The organism is Pseudomonas sp. RG1, from assembly GCF_025910115.1.
GTDB classification, from domain to species: domain Bacteria; phylum Pseudomonadota; class Gammaproteobacteria; order Pseudomonadales; family Pseudomonadaceae; genus Aquipseudomonas; species Aquipseudomonas atacamensis.
The window spans coordinates 81,236-101,409 of sequence record NZ_JAPCIK010000023.1 but is presented as its reverse complement, the minus strand read 5'-3'; the positions used below and the strand labels follow the sequence as shown (position 1 = coordinate 101,409).

The 20,174-nt window shown below is 57.3% G+C and carries 16 protein-coding genes; 10 read left to right on the top strand and 6 right to left on the bottom strand.

The window, feature by feature from the left end; all coding sequences use genetic code 11:
- Window positions 1-114 precede the first annotated feature (114 nt).
- Complete coding sequence (locus tag OK411_RS14995) at window positions 115-1,494, bottom strand: UDP-glucose dehydrogenase family protein (RefSeq protein ID WP_264365269.1); 1,380 nt, start codon at window positions 1,492-1,494, stop codon at window positions 115-117.
- 243 nt (window positions 1,495-1,737) lie between these two features.
- Between OK411_RS14995 and xerC the strand changes: the two genes are divergently transcribed.
- Window positions 1,738-2,676, top strand: a complete 939-nt coding sequence (gene xerC / locus OK411_RS14990) for a tyrosine recombinase XerC (RefSeq protein WP_186569674.1) — start codon at window positions 1,738-1,740, stop codon at window positions 2,674-2,676.
- A gap of 5 nt (window positions 2,677-2,681) precedes the next feature.
- On the opposite strand, the gene OK411_RS14985 is transcribed toward xerC, so the two are convergent.
- From OK411_RS14985 to OK411_RS14965, 5 genes are all read right to left on the bottom strand, one after another.
- Window positions 2,682-3,233: a membrane integrity-associated transporter subunit PqiC gene (locus OK411_RS14985; RefSeq protein ID WP_136493346.1), complete on the bottom strand. Its 552-nt coding sequence runs from the start codon at window positions 3,231-3,233 to the stop codon at window positions 2,682-2,684.
- A gap of 17 nt (window positions 3,234-3,250) precedes the next feature.
- Window positions 3,251-4,906 (bottom strand): intermembrane transport protein PqiB, encoded by a 1,656-nt coding sequence (locus OK411_RS14980; RefSeq protein WP_264365268.1) that lies wholly within the window; start codon window positions 4,904-4,906, stop codon window positions 3,251-3,253.
- Window positions 4,907-5,151: 245 nt separating this feature from the next.
- Complete coding sequence (locus tag OK411_RS14975; RefSeq protein WP_264365267.1) at window positions 5,152-6,453, bottom strand: NAD(P)/FAD-dependent oxidoreductase; 1,302 nt, start codon at window positions 6,451-6,453, stop codon at window positions 5,152-5,154.
- Window positions 6,450-7,538, bottom strand: a complete 1,089-nt coding sequence (locus OK411_RS14970; RefSeq protein WP_125916253.1) for a polyamine ABC transporter substrate-binding protein — start codon at window positions 7,536-7,538, stop codon at window positions 6,450-6,452. Before OK411_RS14970 ends, OK411_RS14975 begins: the two co-directional genes overlap by 4 nt.
- Window positions 7,539-7,725: 187 nt before the next feature.
- The gene (locus OK411_RS14965; protein ID WP_016774729.1) at window positions 7,726-9,084 is read right to left on the bottom strand and encodes a glutamine synthetase family protein; all 1,359 of its coding nucleotides are present in this window, start codon (window positions 9,082-9,084) and stop codon (window positions 7,726-7,728) included.
- 162 nt (window positions 9,085-9,246) lie between these two features.
- Between OK411_RS14965 and OK411_RS14960 the strand changes: the two genes are divergently transcribed.
- From OK411_RS14960 to OK411_RS14920, 9 genes are all read left to right on the top strand, one after another.
- Entirely contained in the window at window positions 9,247-10,143 is an 897-nt protein-coding gene (locus OK411_RS14960; protein ID WP_217878125.1) for a helix-turn-helix domain-containing protein, read from the top strand.
- Window positions 10,144-10,224: 81 nt separating this feature from the next.
- Entirely contained in the window at window positions 10,225-10,734 is a 510-nt protein-coding gene (locus OK411_RS14955; protein ID WP_123442484.1) for a sigma-70 family RNA polymerase sigma factor, read from the top strand.
- Entirely contained in the window at window positions 10,734-11,684 is a 951-nt protein-coding gene (locus OK411_RS14950) for a FecR domain-containing protein (RefSeq protein WP_264365266.1), read from the top strand. The genes OK411_RS14955 and OK411_RS14950 overlap by 1 nt, the downstream gene beginning before the upstream one ends.
- Window positions 11,685-11,751: 67 nt before the next feature.
- Complete coding sequence (locus tag OK411_RS14945; protein WP_264365265.1) at window positions 11,752-14,154, top strand: TonB-dependent receptor; 2,403 nt, start codon at window positions 11,752-11,754, stop codon at window positions 14,152-14,154.
- Between the two features lie 103 nt (window positions 14,155-14,257).
- The gene (locus OK411_RS14940; RefSeq protein WP_264365264.1) at window positions 14,258-14,782 is read left to right on the top strand and encodes a cupin domain-containing protein; all 525 of its coding nucleotides are present in this window, start codon (window positions 14,258-14,260) and stop codon (window positions 14,780-14,782) included.
- Window positions 14,783-15,035: 253 nt separating this feature from the next.
- Window positions 15,036-16,289, top strand: a complete 1,254-nt coding sequence (locus tag OK411_RS14935) for a tyrosine-type recombinase/integrase (RefSeq protein ID WP_264365263.1) — start codon at window positions 15,036-15,038, stop codon at window positions 16,287-16,289.
- An 11-nt stretch (window positions 16,290-16,300) separates the two neighbouring features.
- Window positions 16,301-17,086: a hypothetical protein gene (locus OK411_RS14930; RefSeq protein WP_264365262.1), complete on the top strand. Its 786-nt coding sequence runs from the start codon at window positions 16,301-16,303 to the stop codon at window positions 17,084-17,086.
- A complete protein-coding gene (locus OK411_RS14925; RefSeq protein WP_264365261.1) occupies window positions 17,023-17,823 on the top strand; it encodes a hypothetical protein in 801 nt (266 codons plus the stop codon). The genes OK411_RS14930 and OK411_RS14925 overlap by 64 nt, the downstream gene beginning before the upstream one ends.
- Window positions 17,810-19,915, top strand: coding sequence for a hypothetical protein (locus OK411_RS14920; RefSeq protein WP_264365260.1), 2,106 nt, complete (start codon window positions 17,810-17,812; stop codon window positions 19,913-19,915). The genes OK411_RS14925 and OK411_RS14920 overlap by 14 nt, the downstream gene beginning before the upstream one ends.
- The last annotated feature ends 259 nt before the right edge of the window (window positions 19,916-20,174 follow it).

Below are 20,174 nucleotides of genomic sequence, written 5' to 3'. Positions count from 1 at the left end.
CGAAGGCGGCGGATCAGTCACCTCCAATGTCGCTGACATACCGTATTCGCGAGCAGGCTCGCTCCCACAGGGTCGGTGTAGCTCACAATTTGCAATGACTCCCACAGGGCCGGTTCAAGCCACATCCGAAGCCGCCGGCCTGTGCCGCAAGGTGATCGGCAACTTGCACGATTCACCGCGCCCTATCGGGAAATACTGGAAACCATTGCGCGCCAGGCGCCCGGCGTCGTACAGGTTACGGCCGTCGAAGATGACCGGGCTGTTAAGACGCTGTTTGATCAGCTCGAAATCCGGGGCCTTGAACTGTTGCCATTCAGTGCAGATGATCAGCGCATCGGCGCCGGCCAGTACCGATTCCGGCGTGCCCATCAGCATCAGTTTTGATTCGTTTGGATAGAGATTCTGGGTTTCCACCATGGCCTCCGGATCAAACGCGCGCACGCTGGCCCCGGCAGCCCATAAATCTTCGAGCAGAACCCGGCTCGGCGCGTCGCGCATGTCGTCGGTGTTGGGCTTGAACGCCAGGCCCCACAAGGCAAAGGTCCTGCCGCGCAAATCGCCCCGGTAGAACGCGTTGATGCGCTCGAACAATTTGTGTTTCTGGCGCTGGTTGATTGCCTCAACCGCTTGGAGCAGATCACTGGAGCAATGCGCCTGTTCGGCACTGTGAATCAACGCGCGCATGTCCTTGGGAAAACACGAACCGCCATAGCCGCAACCCGGGTAGATAAAGTGATAGCCAATCCGCGTATCGGCACCGATGCCCTGGCGCACTGATTCGATGTCCGCGCCGAGGTGCTCGGCGAGTTCGGCGATCTGGTTGATGAAGCTGATCTTGGTCGCGAGCATGCAGTTGGCGGCGTATTTGGTCAGCTCGGCGCTGCGCAGGTCCATGAACAGGATGCGGTCATGGTTGCGGTTGAACGGCGCGTACAGATCACGCATCACATCGCGCACTTCAGCGCCTTCGCAACCGATGACGATACGATCCGGCCGCCGGCAATCGGCCACCGCTGAACCTTCCTTGAGAAATTCCGGGTTGGAGACAATATCGAACTGCAGCAGGCGGCCAATCTTGATCAGGGCTTTTTCGATGTGGCTGCGCAAAGCGTCGCCCGTGCCCACCGGCACCGTGGACTTTTCCACGACGATCAACGGCTGCTGGCGATGCCGGGCAATCGCGTCGCCGACCGACAACACGTAGCGCAGGTCCGCCGAGCCGTCCTCGCGTGACGGCGTGCCCACCGAGATGAACGCAACCCGCCCATGCAACACCGCAAACCGCTCATCAGTGGTGAATTGCAGGCGCTGCGAATCCAGGCCCTCACGCACCAGGCTGGCCAGCCCCGGCTCGAAAATACTGACGTGGCCCTGGCGTAACTGCTCGATTTTCTGCGCGTCGACATCCATGCACACAACGTCGTGACCGACCTCGGCCAGCACCGCCGCTTGCACCAGACCGACATAACCACTGCCAAATACCGTGATCTTCATGCCGCACTCCTGTTCGCAGTCCCTGCATCGAACATAAGAGCGCGATGTTTCAGTTCGCCTACCGTGCTGATAAAGCAGCAAACAGACCGTTCGGGGAATGCCCGATTGACTTTTACGGCCTCGAACGGCAGGTTGTCGGCCTTTCGCGGCAACCCCTGTCATTGAGTCACGCCGTTTTTTTGCGTTTCATTTCATGCATTTATTGTTTTTGTTGAATCGTTTTTTATTTCAAGGCCGTTTCGTTTGAGTGATTTGTCGAGTACCCAACCTGCACCGTCCACCAGCAATCCGCTGACCGTTTACCTGGCACGACTGGCACCTTCCAGCCAGTTGACCATGCGCTATGTGCTGCAAGATGCCGCTGACCGCCTCGGTTTCGAGGACGTCGATATCGAAGAAATCCCTTGGCACGGCCTGCAACCGGAAGACGTGGTGGCGCTGGTCGCCGCTTTGCGTGCCGACGGTTATGCACCGAACACCTCTTCGCTGTACGTCAACGCCGTGCGCGGGGTGATGAACGAGGCGTGGCGCATGAGCCTGATCAGCCAGGATCACCTGTTGAAGATGCGTTCGGTCAAGGGCATAGCCGGCACACGGCTGTCCCAGGGGCGCAACCTCAAGCGCACGCTGATTCACGAACTGATGGAAGTCTGCGCTGCCGACCCGCGCCCGCAGGGTTTGCGTGATGCGGCGGTGATTGCGTTGCTGTACGGCACCGGCATGCGCAAGTCGGAATCGGTGGATTTGGATCTGAGTCAGGTCGACTTCAACGAACGCAGCCTGACCGTCACCGGCAAGGGCAACAAACAGCTGATCAAGTACGCGCCGGCCTGGGCCTTTGCCAAGCTCGACGCCTGGCTGGAACTGCGTCGTTCACAGCTCAAGGAAGGCGAGAGCGACGATGCATTCCTGTTCAATCGCATTCGCCGGGGCAGCCACATCACCCGCGAGCGCATCACCAAACACGCGATTTACTACATCGCCCGCCAGCGCGGTACGCAGGTCGGGGTAAAAATCATGCCCCACGATTTTCGGCGTTCATTCATCACCCGGGTGATCGAAGAGCACGACCTGTCGATCGCGCAAAAACTTGCGCATCACAGCAATATCCAGACGACCGCCAACTACGATGTGCGCGATGACAACGAGCGGCGGCGGGCAGTGGATCGCTTCGATTTGTGACGCGATTAGCCCGATGAAGGGCAATTGCGCGCGGTCGTCGCAGCCTGAGTGATTTGTGCAGCAAGCCGTTTGACGTTGTTCTGTTGCGCAGTCACCAGCTCGTCGATGCTTGGCCCTGAAGGCGTCTGCAACACCGAGCGACAGGTCAGTAGCGCCGCGTCTTCAGCACCCAGCGGGCGCACTCGCCATTTCACATCGATCAAGGCGTACTGGCCGGGAATCGAATCGAAGCGCTGCACGTCGATACGCACGGAGGCGCGCTGCTGGCCGACACCGCTGCTCAATTGATCGATCAGCGCGCCGCGCAACTCATCGGCGAGAGTGGCGCTCCACCAATCGGTTTCCAGAATCGCCACGCCGCTGTTGCCCTGGCGAATCACTATCTGCGCGCGATCGACCTGTGGCGGCACGCTGATGCTTTCTATGGCGATGTCGGCGCCGTTGCGGCTGGCACCCGGTTGCGCCGGGGTCAGTGTGTGAAAGCTGATCGGGTCGCTACGGCACGCAGTCAGCAGCACGAAGGCAGCGAGCACGGTGATCTTCAACGGTAAAGCCATGGATTCAGCTCCTGTGCTCAATTGCGTGGCGGTCCTTTGAGGTCCAGCGGCGCGGCGTTGTCGGGACGCCCGCGAATCAGCGACTCAGGGTGGCGACCGAGGTAATCCGACAGCTCTCGCAACGAGCGCGACATGCGCCCGAGTTCGTCGAGGGTCTCGGTGAGTTGCTCACGTTGCGGCGAATCCTCGGCGAGGGTCGAATTGGCCGACTGCAAGGTCTTGCTGACATCGGCGAGGGTGCTCTGTACACCCGGCAGAGTCCTGGCGTTGAACTGCTTCAGGCCCTTGCGCAGCTCGACCAGATTGCCGTCGAGGTTCCTGGCGATGCGTTCAACCGGCAATGCGTTGATCTTGTTGACCATCGCCTCGAGTTTTTCCTGCAACTGTTCGAGGCTGCCAGGGACGGTCGGAATGGTGACCGGCCGTGCCTTGGGGTCGAACGCGACTTTCGGCGCCTTGGGGTAGAAATCCAGCGAAATATACAACTGACCGGTGAGCAGGTTGCCATTGCGGGCCTGGGCGCGCAGGCCATTTTCAATGAACGTGCCGATCAGGCGCGCGCCGGTGGCCTCGTCGTTTTCGTCGCCATGGTAGGTCTTGAGAATCTTCGCGTGGGCACGGCCGAGTCGCTGCGGATAAATGACGATGCCGACATTCACCGGAAAGGTGCGCTTGACCTCGTCAAAGTCGAGATTGACCGCCACCACCCGGCCGATTTCGATACCGAGAAACTCGACAGGCGCATCCACCTTGAGGCCGCGCAACGCCTGATCAAACCGCAGCGCCAGGTATTGCGCCTTGCCGTCGGGCGGGGCGAGGGCGGCGGTCTGGTTGGCAAACAGCTCGAAACTCTTGTCGTCGCTGGCCGGCTTATCGTCGGGGCTGTAGTCCGGGGCGCGGAAAGCGATGCCGCCCACCAGCAGGGTCGACAGCGATTCGGTTTTCACCGCAAAGCCGTTGGCGCCGACATTGATGTCGATGCCACTGGCGTTCCAGAAGCGGGTGTTTTCGGTGACGTAGGCATCGTTGGGCGAATGCACGAACACTTCGATGTTGACGCCTTTGCCGTCCGGGTCCAGCGCGTAGGACACGACCTGGCCAACCGGAATCTTGCGGTAATAAACGGGGGAGCCGATGTCCAGCGAGCCAAGGTCCGCGGTGTGCAGCGTAAAGCGTTTGCCCGGTTCGCCGTAGGTGATCGGCGGCGGGTTCTCCAGACCTTTGAAGTTTTTTGAGCGGGTATTGGCCTGACCTATGTCGGCGCCGATGTAATCGCCCGACAGCAGCGTATCGATGCCCGAGACCCCGCCGGCGCCAATGCGCGGACGCACCACCCAGAATTGCGAGTCCTCACGGGTAAAGGCTTCGGCTTGCTTGGCGAGTTTGATTGTGGCGTTGACGTGTCTATGGTCGTTGGCCAGTTCGACGTCGGAGACATGGCCAATGACCACGTTGCGGTACCGGACTTCGGTCTTGTTAGCGGTCAGGCCATCGCCGGTCTTGAAGGTAACGGTGATGACCGGGCCTTCCTGAAGGATGTTGTGAATCACCAGCGAAATCCCTACCAGCACCGCCACAATCGGCACGATCCATACCAGTGAAATCGCGAAACGGCGGGTTTTGATCGGCGCTTGACCGGGTGCTAGCGGCTCATCGCTGGCTGACGACTTCATCCATGTCCTCCTCAATTCATCGGGCACTGAGCGTCAGGAACGCAAAAGCACTTCATCAATATAGAAGTGCTTGGCGATAGAGCAAATGTGTATAGCTGGCATAGGACGCGATTGCGGTGCAAGGAGCTGGCGAAGGTTGCGACCTGATCGTTCCCATGCTCTGCGTGGGAATGCAGCCCGGGACGCTCTGCGTCCCAAGATCGCAGCCTTCGGCAGCTCCTACAGGGGCCAGAATCTTGGCGGGCTCAGCCGAGCATTTCGCGCAAGCGATACCAGAACATGCCCAGCGCCAGCAGCGGCGAACGCAAGGCCGGGCCACCGGGGAAGGTCATGTGCGGCACGCCGCTGAACACGTCCATGCCTTGGCTGTGCCCGGCATGAATGGCTTCGCCCAACAACTTCGCGCACCAGTGCGTGACGTTGAGGCCATGGCCGGAATAACCCTGCGCGTAAAACACGTTCGGGTGCTGTTTGAGTCGGCCAACCTGGGGGAAGCGATTGGCGGTAATGCCGATCTTGCCGCCCCATTGGTAGTCGATTCGCACATCGGCCAGTTGCGGGAACACCTTGAGCATCTTCGGGCGCATGTAGGCAGCGATATCCGCCGGATCGCGCCCGGAATAATGACAAGCGCCGCCGAACAGCAACCGTCGATCAGCCGAGAGTCGGTAATAGTCCAGTCCGACTTTTTGATCGCACAGCGCCAGGTTCTGTGGAATCAACTGCGCGGCGCGGCTTTCGTCCAGCGGCTCGGTGGCGATGATGTAACTGCCGGCGGGCAGCACCTTGCCGCTGAGTTTCGGCTCGAGGTCATCCAGATGTGCGTTGCAGCCGAGCACTAGGCTGCCGGCGCGCACTGAACCCGTGGCGCAACGGACCTCGACAGTCGGGCCATGGAGAATTTCCAGCACCGGACTCTGCTCAAAGATACGCACGCCCAGCGCTGCCGCGAGACGCGCCTCACCTTGCACAAGATCAAGCGGATGCAAGTGCCCTGAACCCATGTCGATCAATCCGCCGGCGTACACACCGGCGTCGACCACTTGCTCACGGATCTGCTCCGGCCCGACCAGCCTGGTTTCGTGGGCATAGTCGAGTTCGGCGAGACTGTCCTGTTCCTGCTTGAACGCGGCGAATTGCGCGGCGGTGTTGGCCAGTTCGCAAAAGCCCCAGCGCAGATCACAGTCGATGGCGTTTTCAGTGATGCGCTGGCGCACCAGCTCCACCGAATCAATGCCGGCGCGCTGCAGATAGCGCACCCCGTCCTGGCCAAGGTAGCGAGCGAACCCCTCGACTTCATGGCCGATACCGCGAATCAGCTGACCGCCATTGCGCCCGCTGGCGCCCCAGCCGATACGTCGCGCCTCGAGCAACACCACCGACAAACCGCGCTGCGCCAGCTCAATCGCGGTATTGACGCCAGTGAAGCCGCCACCGATTACGCAGACGTCGGCAAGCAAATCACCATCCAGCGCAGGGTAGGGCGTGCTCGCCCGCGCAGAAGCGGCGTAATAAGAGCCGGTGTGTTGTGCGCTGTGCTGATTCATTTGTTCGACTTCACTTTGCTCCACGACCGGGTCATCAGACGCATGATCGCCTGGGGTGGGGTCGAGGAAATGTAGAGTTTTTCGAGCACCGACTGCGGCGGGTAAACCTCAGGATTGTTGACCAGTTCCTCATCCATGAACGGCTTGGCCGCCGGATTCGGGTTGGCGTAGCCGACGGTGGCGCTGACCTTGGCGATCACCTGCGGATCGAGCAGGTAATTGATGAAGGCGTGCGCCTCTTTGGCGTTGCTCGCGTCGGCCGGAATCGCCAGCAGATCGAACCACAGGTTGGCGCCTTCCTTGGGGATGGCGTAAGCGATATTCACGCCGTTCTTGGCTTCCTTGGCGCGGTTGGCCGCCTGGAACACATCGCCGGAGTAACCGAACGCGACGCAGATGTCTCCATTGGCCAGGTCCGACACGTACTTGGAAGAATGGAAATAGGTGATGTACGGGCGGATGCTCAGGAGCTTGGCTTCGGCCTTTTTGTAGTCTTCAGGGTTTTCACTGCGCGGGTCCATGCCCATGTAGTTGAGGATGGCCGGGAAGACTTCGTCGGCGGAATCCATCATCGACACGCCGCACTGGCTGAGCTTCTTCAGATTTTCGGGTTCGAACAGCACGGCCCAGGAGTCGATGTGGTCGATGCCGAGCACTTGCTTGACCTTGTCGACGTTGTAACCGATGCCGTTGGTGCCCCACAGATAGGGAACCGAATGCGCATTGCCGGGATCATTTTTCTCAAGCAATTCAAGCAGTTTCGGGTCCAAGTTCTTCCAGTTTGGTAACTGTGAACGATCGAGCTTCATGAACGCCCCGGCCTTCACCTGGCGGGCGAGGAAGTGGTTGGACGGCACTACCACGTCATATCCGGTCCGACCGGCGAGGAGTTTGCCTTCAAGGGTTTCGTTGGAGTCGAAGACGTCGTAGATCACCTTGATCCCGGTCTTGCTCTGGAAGTCGGCGAGGGTGGTTTCGCCGATGTAGTCGGTCCAGTTGTAGACACTGACCTGGGGCTCGGCGTGGGCTACGGCACTGAACAGCACGCTCAGTGCGACCGGGAGTACGGATTTCAATAGACGCATATCGACACCTCTTCTTGTAATGATCGTTCCCACGCTCTGCGTGGGAATGTCGCAACGGACGCTCCGCGTTCGGCTTAGGATGGGACGCAGAGCGTCCCGGGATGCATTCCCACGCGGGAGCGTGGGAACGATCAACTGTGCGGCCGTCTTCGCGAGCAGGCTCGCTCCCACAGGGACGGACGCGCGGTCAGACGCTGAGCAGCAGGAACTCCCGCTCCCAAGAGCTGATCACGCGCTTGAAGTTTTCGTGCTCGGCGCGTTTGACCGCGACGTAGCCGCGGACGAATTTGCTGCCCAGGTACTCGGCGACTTTCGGGCACTCTTCCATCTGCGTCAGGGCTTCTTCGATGGTGATGGGCAGGCGTAGATTGCGCCGTTCGTAGGCCCGGCCTTCGACCGCCGCGCTCGGCTCGATCTTCTCGACCATGCCGATGTAGCCGCACAGCAGGCTTGCGGCAATCGCCAGATACGGGTTGGCGTCGGCGCCGGGCAAGCGGTTCTCCACGCGCATCGATTCCGGCCCCGATGTCGGCACACGCAGGCCAACCGTGCGGTTCTCTTCGCCCCATTCGACGTTGACCGGTGCCGAGGTGTCCGGCAGGAAGCGGCGGAACGAATTGACGTTCGGCGCGAACATCGGCAGGACTTTCGGGATGTATTTCTGCAAGCCACCGATGTGATGACGGAACAGCTCGCTCATGTTGCCCTCGGCATCGGCGAAGATCGGCTGACCCGTCGCGATCTCGACCACGCTCTGGTGCAGGTGCATGGCGCTGCCGGGCTCGTCGCCGATCGGTTTGGCCATGAACGTCGCGGTGACGTTGTGCTTGAGCGCCGCCTCGCGCAGGGTGCGCTTGAACACGGTGATCTGGTCGGCCAGATCCAGCGCATCGCCATGACGGAAGTTGATTTCCATCTGCGCCGGGCCGTCTTCGTGGATCAGCGTGTCGAGGTCCAGGCCTTGCAGTTCGCACCAGTCGTAGACGTCTTCGAACAGCGGATCGAATTCGTTGGCGGCATCGATCGAGAACGACTGGCGCCCGCTTTCCGCACGGCCCGAACGACCCAGCGGTGCCTTGAGCGGCAGGTCCGGGTCTTCACAGCGTTGGGTCAGGTAGAACTCCATTTCCGGCGCGACAATCGGCTTCCAGCCCTTGTCGGTGTAGAGCTGCAGGACTTTCTTCAGCACGTTGCGCGGCGACAGTTCGATCGGGTTGCCGAATTTGTCGAAGGTGTCGTGGATGACGATGGCAGTCGGCTCGATGGCCCACGGAATGACATACACGGCATCGGAAACCGGTTTGCACACCATGTCGATGTCGGCCGGGTCGAGCAGGTCGTAGTAGATGTCGTCGTCGACAAAATCCCCGGTTACCGTTTGCAGCAGCACGCTTTCCGGCAGGCGCATGCCGCGCTCATGCAGGAACTTGTTGGTCGGTGCAATCTTGCCGCGGGCGATGCCGGTCAGGTCGCTGACCACACATTCGACTTCGGTAATCTTGTGATCTTTCAGCCAGGTGAACAGCTGATCGAAAGGGGCGTTCATAAAGACCTCGTTATTGGTTTTGTAGACGCCGGGGAGGGCGGGTTTCATCTTCCGCCCCTTCCCCTGTGGCGCGTTGGCGACTATCTTGGGCGCGGCTTGCGATTCCATCTATCCACTTTCAGCAGCACCAAAGCGCACCAAAAGAGTGCGCAAGGTCACCCCATGACAACGTGCAATCCGCTTCAGGTACAAGCGTTCAATACCGCCGACGTGGCCGAGCAAATCCGCGCTACACCGGGCTGGATCCAGCATTACCAGCAGATGTCGCCGGGGCATTTCGCCGGGCAGATTCGCTATCTCGATCTGCAGGGCGTCGAGGTCTACGAAGAACAAATGAACACCCGGGTCGAGCAGAATTTCAGTGCGCCATCCGGGGCTCTGGCGTTCTGTTTTGATCGCAGTGACAACGCGCTGTATCTGCTCAACGAAGAGAGCCGCAACATCTGGATTACCCCGGAGAACTACCGGGAAATCGCTGTGGTATTCGGTCCGGATTTCGTCCGCGAGCACGGTTTGCAAGTGGCAAAGCTCGAAGGTTTGTTCATGGCGCCGCTGAACTGCGGCCAGAACGCTTTGTTCAGCGGCTGGTTAAGCTCGATTCTCACGAAGTTGTCGCAAGCTGCTGATCCACTTGATAAAGATCGCCTGACTCAACAGTTGCTTGATGACTGCCTGTTCATCCTTGATAACGCTCACACCAGCCTTGATCGCAGCGGGTTGCAGCGACGCAACAACGAACGCCAGATCATCAAAAGAGTGGGGGAGTGGGCGGCTGATTCGCCGGAAGACACGGTTAATCTGCTCGAACTTTCTCACGTCGCCGGCGTGCCGCTGCGCCAGTTGCAACAGGCTTTCAAGGCCTACACCGGGATGACCCCGAGCCACTGGTTACGCCTGCGGCGGCTGAACAGTGCGCACCGTGAATTGCTCAAGCGCAGGCCCACGGAAACCACAGTTGCGGAAGTGGCGATGCGCTGGTCGTTCTGGCATCTGGGGCGGTTTTCCAGCAGTTACCGCGCGCTGTTCAAGGAGCTGCCGAGCGAAACGCTCAAGCGCTGAGCAGAAAAAGGCTTTGTGTCCTTCGAGAAGTTAAATAGAATCAGTCTCATTTGAATCTACCTTCGCGCAGGGTCTCTTGAGATGATTGAAGCTACGTCACCGTCGGAGCAGAGCCTGCAGCAGTTGTATCGCGAGCACCGCGGCTGGCTGGAAACCTGGCTGCGCCGGCGCATGGGCAATGCGTGGGATGCGGCGGACCTCAGTCAGGACACCTTTCTGCGCGTCCTGTGCAACGCGCCGCCGCTGGCCGAGTTGCGCGAGCCGCGCGCGTATTTGCTCACCGTCGGCAAACGCCTGCTGAGCAATTTCTACACGCGGCGCCATCTGGAAAAAGCCTACCTCGACGCCTTGGCGCAATTGCCGGAAGCGTGCGCACCGTCGCCGGAACAGCGCTGGTTGCTGCTGGAAACCTTGCAGGCGCTGGATGAATTGCTAGATGGCTTGCCGCGTGCGGTGCGTCGGGCATTTCTTTGGAGTCAACTCGAGGGCCTCGGCTACCGCGAGATCGCCGAGCGCTTGCAGGTTTCCGAGCGCACGGTAAAACGCTACATGGCCCAGGCGTACGAGCATTGCTTGCTGGTGGATCTGTGATGCGCGTTGCCCCCAGCGAGGAAACGCGGGAAGTGGCGCGGGCGGCGGCGCAATGGCTGGCACTGCTCGAGTCAGGCGCTGCCAGTGATGAAGATCACGCCCGATTGCAGCATTGGCGCGCCAGTGACAGTCGCCACGAGAACGCTTGGCAGAAAATCCAGCAGCTTCGCCAGCGTTTCGCAGGTTTGCCGCCGACACTGGCCATGGCCACCCTGGATCGGCCGGATCCGGCGCGGCGCGCGGTACTCAAGCGTGCCTTGGGCGTGGCGGCGCTGGTGCCGGCGGCGTGGTTGATCAGTCGGGAGCTGCCGCTGGAGGCCTGGCGCGCCGATTTGCACACCAGCACTGGCGAGCGGCGCAAAGTGCAGTTGGCCCAGGATTCTTCATTGCAACTCAACACCGACAGCGCGGTGAATGTCGATCTGCCTGCACGTCAGTTGACACTGATTCGTGGCGAGATGGCGCTCAACGTGGCGGGCGATTCAGCCTTTATCGTCAACGCGCCTTATTGGCGGATGATCGTCAATCACAGCGACATCTCGGTGCGCCTCAATGCGCGCGATTGCCAGGTCTGCGTGCTGCGCGGTTCGGTGCAATTGCAGCCGCTGCACGGCCCGGCGCTGGTATTGCAGCAGGGCCAGCAAGTCAGCCTGCAAGCTTCGGGCGCGGGGGCGGTGACGGCATTCGATGCGTTGATGCCCGGTTGGCGCGACGGTGTGCTGATGGCGCAAAACCAGCCGCTGGGTGATTTCCTTCGCGAGCTGAGTCGCTACCGCTCGGGCGTGCTGCGCTGGGATCCGGCGCTGGAATCGCTGCGCATCACCGGCAGTTTCCGCCTCGACGATACCGATCAAGTGCTGGCACTGCTGGCAGCCAGTTTGCCCGTCGACGTGCACACGCGAACGCGATTTTGGGTGTCGCTGGTACCGCGCGCAGAAAAAACCGGTTGAAGCCTGTCCCTTTTTTTCGCCTCGCTGGTCATTCCAGGCAAGTGAACAAAATCGAGAGCTTCTTCCAATGCCCGCAGTATTCCCAGGTCGTTTGCGTCCGTTGTTGCAGTTGAGCCTTTTGCTGAGCCTGAGCGCCAGCCCCTTGTTGATTCAATCGAGCTGGGCCGACGACGGCAGTCGCCGCAGTTATCAGGTCCCGGCCGGTAGCCTGAGTACAGCGCTGACGCGCTTCGCCGGTCTCGCTGGAGTCAATCTTTCGGTGGATCCGGCGCTGGTCAGCGGCCGCAACAGCAGTGGATTGTCCGGCGAGTTCGGTGTAGAGGAGGGCTTCAGCCGGTTGTTGCTGGGTTCCGGTTTGCAGCTGCAACCGGTCGGCGATCAGGCTTATACGCTGGTGCCCGCAGCGCAAGGCAGCACCTTGCAACTTGCGCCGACATCTATTCTCGGCGCGAGCGGCTCAGCGGATGCCGACGTGTTTGCTGGCGGTCAGGTTGCACGGCGTGGCTCGCAAGGGCTGTTGGGCTCCAGGGATTTCATGGAAACCCCGTTCAGCATGACCACCTACACCAGCGAAACGGTGAAAAACCAACAGGCGCGCACCCTCGGCGACCTGATCGGCAGCGACCCTTCGGTACGCGCCACCAACCCGGCCGGTGGCCGCTACGAGCAATTCACCATCCGTGGTTTCAGCCTGTTCAACAGTGATGTTGCCTACAACGGCCTCTACGGAATCTTGCCGACGTACACCATTGATATGGAAATGGCTGATCGCGTCGACATCCTCAAAGGCCCGAGCCAATTGATCAACGGGATTTCGCCACGGGGCAGTGTAGGAGGGGGGATCAACGTCGTGCCGAAACGCGCGACCGACAAGCCGATCACCTCGCTGACAGCCAATTACGCCTCGAACAACCAAGTCGGCGGCGCGGTGGATGTCGGACGGCGTTTTGGCGAAGACAATCAGTTCGGCCTGCGCTTCAACGGGGTCAAGCAGTCCGGAGATACGGAATGGGATCACCAGAGCGTCGATCGCGACATGGCGGTGCTCGGTCTGGACTTTCGTGGTGAACGCTTGCGACTTTCCACTGATATCGGCCACACCGAACGCGACACCGACGCACCGCAGGAACGCGTGCAAGTCGCCGCCAATGCCAAAGTGCCGAACGCCAATGATGTTCGCGATAACTATGCGCAACCCTGGAGCCGGGCGCGCACTAAAGACACTTTCGGCACGGTCAACGGCGAGTTCGATGTCAGCGATTCGGTCATGCTGTATGGCGGCGTCGGCGCCCGCAAAAGCAATCACGACTTCTTGCGCCATGCCGTTTCGGTGACCAACGATGCCGGTGATTTCAGCGTCCAGCCGCGCGACTTCACTCGCGACGAAAACGTCCGCACGGCTACCGCTGGCGTTCGTAACTGGTTCCAGACCGGGCCGGTCAGCCATGAAGTGAACCTGGCGGCCAATTACTTTTATATGGACTTCGAAAACGGCGGCGCCCGTTACGCGGCCGGGCGCAGCAATCTCTACGACCCGGTGGAAATCGCCAGACCCGGCACGCCGACCCGCAATGACGCCAAGGTCTATACCGAGAACCGCTTCAGCGGCGTGGCGTTGTCCGACACGCTTGGCTTCTTCGACGATCGTCTGTTGCTGACTTTGGGGGCGCGCTGGCAGCGAGTCAAAGTCGATGACTGGAGCGACGGCATCAAGGGCGACACGGCTTACGATGAGGAAAAAGTCTCGCCATCGGGCGGGATTCTGTTCAAGGCGACGGACAAACTTTCGCTGTACGCCAACTACATGGAAGGTCTGAGCCAAGGCAAGATCGCGCCATCGACATCTATCAACGAAGACGAAATCTTCCCGCCATTCATCAGCCGCCAGGTTGAAGTCGGCGCCAAGTACGACGCGGGCTCATATGCGCTGACGGCAGCGGTGTTCCGCATCAAACAGCCTGCCTACGAAACCAATGCCACCACACGAGTCTTCGGCCCGAACGGCAAACGCGAAAACAACGGCGTAGAACTGAGCGTGTTCGGCGAACCGCTCAAGGGGTTCCGATTGCTCGGCGGTGTGATGTACATCGACAGCGAACTGACCCACACCACCAACGGCACATTCGACGGCAACCGCGCACCGGCGACACCGAAATACAACGTCAACCTTGGTGCAGAGTGGGACGTGCCGACTGTGCAGGGTTTGACATTGACCAGCCGTGGAATCTATTCGAGTTCGCAGTATCTGGATCAGGCGAACGACAAGGAAATCGACTCCTGGGAACGGTTCGACGTAGGTACACGCTATGCTTTCAAGCTGGACGAGAAGACGATCACCTTGCGCGCCAATGTCGAAAACGTGTTGGATAAACGCTATTGGAGTTCGGCGGGTGCATCGGATGATAGTGAGCCGGGGTTGACGCTTTCGACGCCGCGAACGTATCTGCTGTCGGCGACGGTAGACTTCTAATGGAGCAGGGTAAGTGCGTCGATCGTCGCCTAAAATAAGTTAACTACACTAAATGACCGTTTAGTTGAGCTAACAAAAAATAGTACCTGTTATGGAGAAGGTCATGATTCAGCGCAAGCCGAACGCAACTGATGTGATTACTGCGCTGAATCTACAGCCTCATGTCGAGGGCGGGTATTACCGCAGAACCTATCAAGCCGATCACCGTGACTGCCTCGAAACGCAGCAAGGCCCGCGATATCTGCTGACCTCGATCTACTATCTGCTCACTGAGCAATCGCCAGTGGGCCAGTTTCATTTCAACCAGTCCGACATCCTGCATTATTTCCAGTTGGGCGACGCCATCGTATACAACCTGATCCACGCCGACGGCTCATTGCAAACGCTGGTAATGGGCAGCGATGTTTTGGCTGGTCAGCAACGGCAGTTGCACGTACCGGGTGGAATTTGGAAAGCCTCTCGATTACTGGAAGGCTCAAATGGCTTTGGCTTGATCAGCGAAGCGGTTTCGCCTGGGTTTGATTTCGCAGACATGGAAATCGGTAATCGCGCAAAACTCACGGCACAGTTTCCACAGCATGGAGCGCTGATTGAAAAGCTGACGTGTGATGATGGACGAGGGCTGTAGATTGGGAAGAATGCAGTTTGTAGGGAAAGCTGGTCTTGAAGCGGCCACCGCAGATTCAAATCTCTTGGGCGACCACGCTAATGTTGTAATACTTTGTTACGCGTAATGTATATTATGTTAAACGACATGTCATGTCATAGATGTTCACGAGCTGCCTAAGACGCTGATTCGACAAACCCGCTTCTGCCGTCCACTCTCTCAACGGGCCATGTACTCCGTGTTCATGGCGAGTCATTCAATGAGGTGGCTGCCGATGAAGCTGATTCAGTGCCGTTTCTCTTCAGGTCAGCGTGTACCGCTGCTCGTGCAAACCGGAGATGCGGCGCCGTTGCCCATGCTTGTCCCGTTCATCTACGTTCAACTCAAGTTGCGGTACCGCGCGTACAACACGGCTGCGGCGCATTTGCGCGCGATCCAGGCTTTCTATAGCTATGGCAAAAGCCGTGACCTCAATATTGATGAGGCCATCTTGGCTTGCGACTTCGAGTCGATTTTGGCTTTACTGGATGGTTACGCCATCTGGCTCCAAAGCGGCCGTCACGCCGACAACCTGGTCGCCCGAATCGGCACAGCTGCAACGGTACCTTTTCCGCAGATCGATCCGCGTACCCGTGACCAATACTTGCGATTGCTAAAGCTGTACCTGTCCTGGTGTGTCACCCGTTACATCCCGCGTGCTCGTCAAACTTCAACCTCCCTGGCTAACATCGAGGTTGCATTTGCAGATGTCGCCGACGTCGTTGAACGGCGCTTTGAGAGCCATATCATCAATGCCCGACCCGACCGCACTCGTTATCGCAGCCTGACAGATACCCAACTTCAGATCGTTCGCACACTGATTCGACCGGGCACCGCGGAGAATCCGTTCCCGGAACGATTGCAGTTGCGCAATTGGCTGATGATTGAATTATTGCTAGAGACCGGTATCCGTCGCGGAGAGCTTCTCAAGCTCTACACCACCGATATCAATCAGGGGTCTCAGCATGCCTATGTCAGCATCAATGACCGCGAACATGATCCCGGCGACCCGCGCGCTGAAGAGCCTGCGCTGAAAACACATGGGCGGACCGTAGGCATCTCCGCACAATTGTATGAGGTCTACGAGCGTTATATTCAGAGCGTACGACGTCCACGGCGTAACGGCAAACCAATGAAATTGCTGTACCGCTATTTGTTCATCTCGGACCGAGGCCTCCCGCTGTCGATCCGAGCGTTGTCGAACGTCCTTGATCGGCTGTTCCTGACCATTGAACTGGCTCATCCGGGATTGTTGCCTACACTTTCCGCGCATGACTTTCGCCACACCTTTGCCGACCGATTTTTGGCTTACCTGGTCGAGAAGCGTGGGTATGACCTCGAGCGGGCCACGGACGAACTGCGGCGAGTTTGCGGTTGGTCTGACACTTCGACGATGCCACGGCGTTATGCAAGTCGTTATCTCGCCGAGTCGGCCAACCTCCACAACGCCCAGCGTACCTCGGCAGCCTGGAGCCGACTTGACAGTTAAGGAGGTTCGCCGTGACCAAATCAGCCGAGCAAGAACACGCTTCCCCCTCCTCCTCTTTTCCGGCCTACGTGTTTGAAGGCCCGGCTCAAGTTGCGATTCGAACTCGCACCAATGACCAGCCAAGATACGTCGATACTCGATTGAGCGTTTGGACGTGGTACGACGGTGGAAAGTGTATGAAAATTGATTGGGCTGCTCTTCGATTTAACTCCGAGCTCATTGAGATTAGCAAAAGCTTTATGGCTTATGCGCTTGAAAAATACGCACCATGTACTGCTCAAATGTTTGCAAAATCCTTGCATGCTTTGTCTAGAACCAAACTAGCAAACGGCCTTCCTTGGGAAAAAGCAGTATTAATCAATGTCCTTGAAGAGTTAAAAAAGTCAAGATACGATCTTGGAGGGTTTCGTCGATTTTATCGATGGGCTCTAGATAGGGGTATTAAAGGTTTTGATCTAAATACTTATCTAGCAATCAAGGATGTAAAATCAGGTCGGGTTGACCCATATGCGCGAATTTTCCTTTCGCAGTCTGGCTTAGAATTAGATGAGGAAATTCGGTTGCTCAAACGCATTGAGCGAGAATTTTCATCTGAAACTTTGGGGGAAGTCCAGTTTAACATAGTACTTCACTTAGGTTTCGAACTTGCGCCGCGCGCAATTCAGTTTCATTCGCTAGATATTTCTGATTTTGAGGTCATTGAAAGCGTTGATCATGAAAAGTACTACACTCTATGGCTACCCATGGCCAAAAAAAGATTGGACAGCGCAGACCTGAACGACGGCCCCGCAAAATAACCACTCGCCTAGGTGAGAAAATTTCGAAACATGTTTCAGATATTCAACGTCGCTTTGGTGTCGACTGCGGACCATTATTTGTAAGTCTTAATGGGAGGCGCCTATCGGTCAAGGAAATTGGTATCGGCCTCAAACATGAACTACATAAAGCAGGGATAAACAAGCCCAATCAGGTGACCATGTTGTTGCGTCATCACCTCGGACAAGGTTTGGCGGACCAGGGAGCTTCGGCAGATATGATTGCCGAACTGCTCGGCCACAACAGCACGGTTGCAGCATGCGCTTACATCACAGCGACTCCAAACATTGCCCGAATCAAAGAGAAAGCGCTCGGAAAGAGCCCTTCCTATCAGCGAATCATGCACAGTTTATTAACCGGGGAAATCGTCCAACGTCGAAATATAGTCCCTGAAAGAGCCATCAGCGGCCTCATCGATACCCAGTACATCGGGGACATCGGTGCTTGCGCCCTCCCGGTTCATACCCACTGCCCCTACAATCCTGTCTATGCCTGTTACACCTGCAGGAAGTTTCACCCCTTTGCTGACGGCCGTCATGAGCAGGTGAAAGAGGCGCTGCAAAGAGAAGCACAGCGATTCATTGATATAGCAGAAAAAGCCGGTGACCTCATTCACAATCGCCCCTTAGCCCAGCATCAGACCACCATACTGGCGGTAAGCGCTACGATTGAACGCTGCCGGCAACATAGAGAGGTGGCCGCAGATGAGTCTGACTAGGATGTGCAGCTTTGAAGATTTTGTAAGCCACGAGCGAGAAATTTTTAAGTCGTTATCGATAAGTGCGGCTTGGGAATCAACGGTGTGGTCAGTTGAGAATTGGTTACCGCAACGCCAACGTTCGCACAGCATCACTTTTGAAACACTCCGGCCGTCGCCTGAGATGAATGACTATGCAGCACCTCCTAAAGGTGCGCTACCCCTCGCATTTCAAGATTTTTGCAAAGCATTGCTCGTATATCTACAGCGTACACGAAACCTGAAGTTTTCGATGGTTACTGCATACAATATTATAGTTCGGCGGCTATACAACCCGTTATTCGAGCGCGGCATATCTGACCCCACGCAATTGACGCGAGGCGATTTCGACCGCGTCGTCGCCTTTCTCCGGGAGAGTGGCTACAAGAACTGTTATGACGCGTTCAATAATCTTCAGGTAGTAGCGGATACGATTGATAGACTGAAACTAACCAATGTCGCTATACACTTTAAACATGACGAAAAGCCCGAGAGTCGTCGTAATTATTACATCTCACTACATGACCCTGATCATGCGGTAAAACAGCGTAAATCTGATGAGAGATTGCCTTCTCGCGAGGCGATGGAAGCATACGCTATATGCTCCAACAATCCGCTTAGTTACGGCGAGGAAATTTTGCTACGTGTGATCGACTTATTGATAGCGACGGGGCAACGTGGTAACGAAATAGCTGTAATCCCTTATGATTGTTGGGTCGAGAGACCCATAAAAAATTCTGCAGGGCAAGTTGTCTTGGATGGCAATGGAAATAGTTTGGTTGAGTGCGGGATCAGATACTTTGCGGAAAAGCAATTTCAGTCTCGCGTTCATTGGTTAGCGGAAAGTGACATTCCATTGGCTAGGCGTGCAGTTGAGCGGTTAAAAATACTGACGGAAGATCAACGCGAAATCGCTAGGTGGCAAGAGGCCCATCCGGGGCGCCTCTGGGACTATTCACCAAATAAAATACTGACAGAGATTGAAGTTCATCACTGGCTTGGGTTCGCAAAAAACAAAGACACGAATAGAAGCCTTTTTATGTATTTTGCTCGAAATGGCATCCATCCCTATGACGAAAAGAAACACCACTCGAAAGCAGTTAAGCGTAGATACTTAGCCGGCGACATTGAACGCTTACTCGTCCCAAAGCTTCGCGGGCATTCAGTCTTAACGAAAAATGTAGACGGAACCCTACGTGTCGAGCTTAAAACCAGTGAAACGCTTGCGATCGCTTTCGAAGGACAGTTTCATTTCGGAGGCCGGGACGCAAACATATTTTACATATTGCCTAGGCGCGTGACGTTGTCGGATATCAATATTGCGCTTGGTGCAAACCCTCTTCGTTCTTCTATATTTTCCAGGCGATCGCTGGTGGAGGCTAGCGGAGATCCTATCAAACTTACAAGCCATCAGCCTCGTCATTGGCGTAACACTATCTACCACTTGGCGGGAATGAGTAATGTTCAGCAAGCGTTGGCGTTGGGGCGAAAAAGCCTGGATCAGAATTCTTTTTATCAACACTCGAGCATTGAAGAAAACACCGCTGCACATCAGGAGTTTTTGGCGTTCAATAGTCATCACGAGCGCATTGATTTCTTACATACAGGTATAAGAAGTAAGCACATTCAGGGCGCATTGACCGACAGTTACCATGCGTTACTGGCAGATAAAGGTACAATTACTGCAGAAGCATTTCTCACCGTACACGCGACGGCGTTGCACGTGACACCCTTCGGAGGCTGCGTTCACGATTTCTCCCAAGCGCCCTGCCCTAAGCATCTTCAGTGCTGGAATGGCTGCTCGCATCTTTATCTGATGGGCACTCCATCGGAGCGGGCTAACCTTGAGAGACAAGCCGAGAGTCTGACGACCGCAATTACGATCATGCGCGATGCCAGCGCCGGAGAGGCAGGTGGCGATGTATGGCTGGCGGACCAGGAAAACAAGCTAAACAATATAAAATCCGTCCTCGCACGCGAGACCGATGTAGGTATGCAACGCGTGTTTCCAAATGGGCACCCAATGACAATTGCGGACACGGATAAACGACACAGTTCGGTTTCGGATGATTAGAGGCGACCATGGCGCAACGGCAAACCTTGAGAGGCAGCAACTTGGACGAGGCAATCGACGCCCTCCTCGCTCAAATGATTAGCTTAGGGCTGGAGCTCGCGCCTATTTCACGCCCCGAAGTGCAGCGACGATTGGGCCTGACTAGCCGCGCTACCCTGGTAGGTGATCGTGGGAGGCGAATTGAATCCGCCCGTATCGCACAACTCAAGGAGAGTGGGAGAGATCCAGACGGTGCCCGCCGCCGAAGAAGCCTCGAAGA

Coding starts and splice junctions, on each gene's coding strand:
- OK411_RS14960 (WP_217878125.1), top strand. CDS start 9,247: ATGACAACGTGCAATCCGCTTCAGGTACAAGCGTTCAATACCGCCGAC.
- OK411_RS14925 (WP_264365261.1), top strand. CDS start 17,023: ATGGCTACCCATGGCCAAAAAAAGATTGGACAGCGCAGACCTGAACGA.
- OK411_RS14995 (WP_264365269.1), bottom strand. CDS start 1,494: ATGAAGATCACGGTATTTGGCAGTGGTTATGTCGGTCTGGTGCAAGCG.
- OK411_RS14975 (WP_264365267.1), bottom strand. CDS start 6,453: ATGAATCAGCACAGCGCACAACACACCGGCTCTTATTACGCCGCTTCT.
- OK411_RS14920 (WP_264365260.1), top strand. CDS start 17,810: ATGAGTCTGACTAGGATGTGCAGCTTTGAAGATTTTGTAAGCCACGAG.
- OK411_RS14955 (WP_123442484.1), top strand. CDS start 10,225: ATGATTGAAGCTACGTCACCGTCGGAGCAGAGCCTGCAGCAGTTGTAT.
- OK411_RS14935 (WP_264365263.1), top strand. CDS start 15,036: ATGAAGCTGATTCAGTGCCGTTTCTCTTCAGGTCAGCGTGTACCGCTG.
- OK411_RS14940 (WP_264365264.1), top strand. CDS start 14,258: ATGATTCAGCGCAAGCCGAACGCAACTGATGTGATTACTGCGCTGAAT.
- OK411_RS14950 (WP_264365266.1), top strand. CDS start 10,734: ATGCGCGTTGCCCCCAGCGAGGAAACGCGGGAAGTGGCGCGGGCGGCG.
- OK411_RS14985 (WP_136493346.1), bottom strand. CDS start 3,233: ATGGCTTTACCGTTGAAGATCACCGTGCTCGCTGCCTTCGTGCTGCTG.
- OK411_RS14970 (WP_125916253.1), bottom strand. CDS start 7,538: ATGCGTCTATTGAAATCCGTACTCCCGGTCGCACTGAGCGTGCTGTTC.
- OK411_RS14965 (WP_016774729.1), bottom strand. CDS start 9,084: ATGAACGCCCCTTTCGATCAGCTGTTCACCTGGCTGAAAGATCACAAG.
- OK411_RS14945 (WP_264365265.1), top strand. CDS start 11,752: ATGCCCGCAGTATTCCCAGGTCGTTTGCGTCCGTTGTTGCAGTTGAGC.
- OK411_RS14980 (WP_264365268.1), bottom strand. CDS start 4,906: ATGAAGTCGTCAGCCAGCGATGAGCCGCTAGCACCCGGTCAAGCGCCG.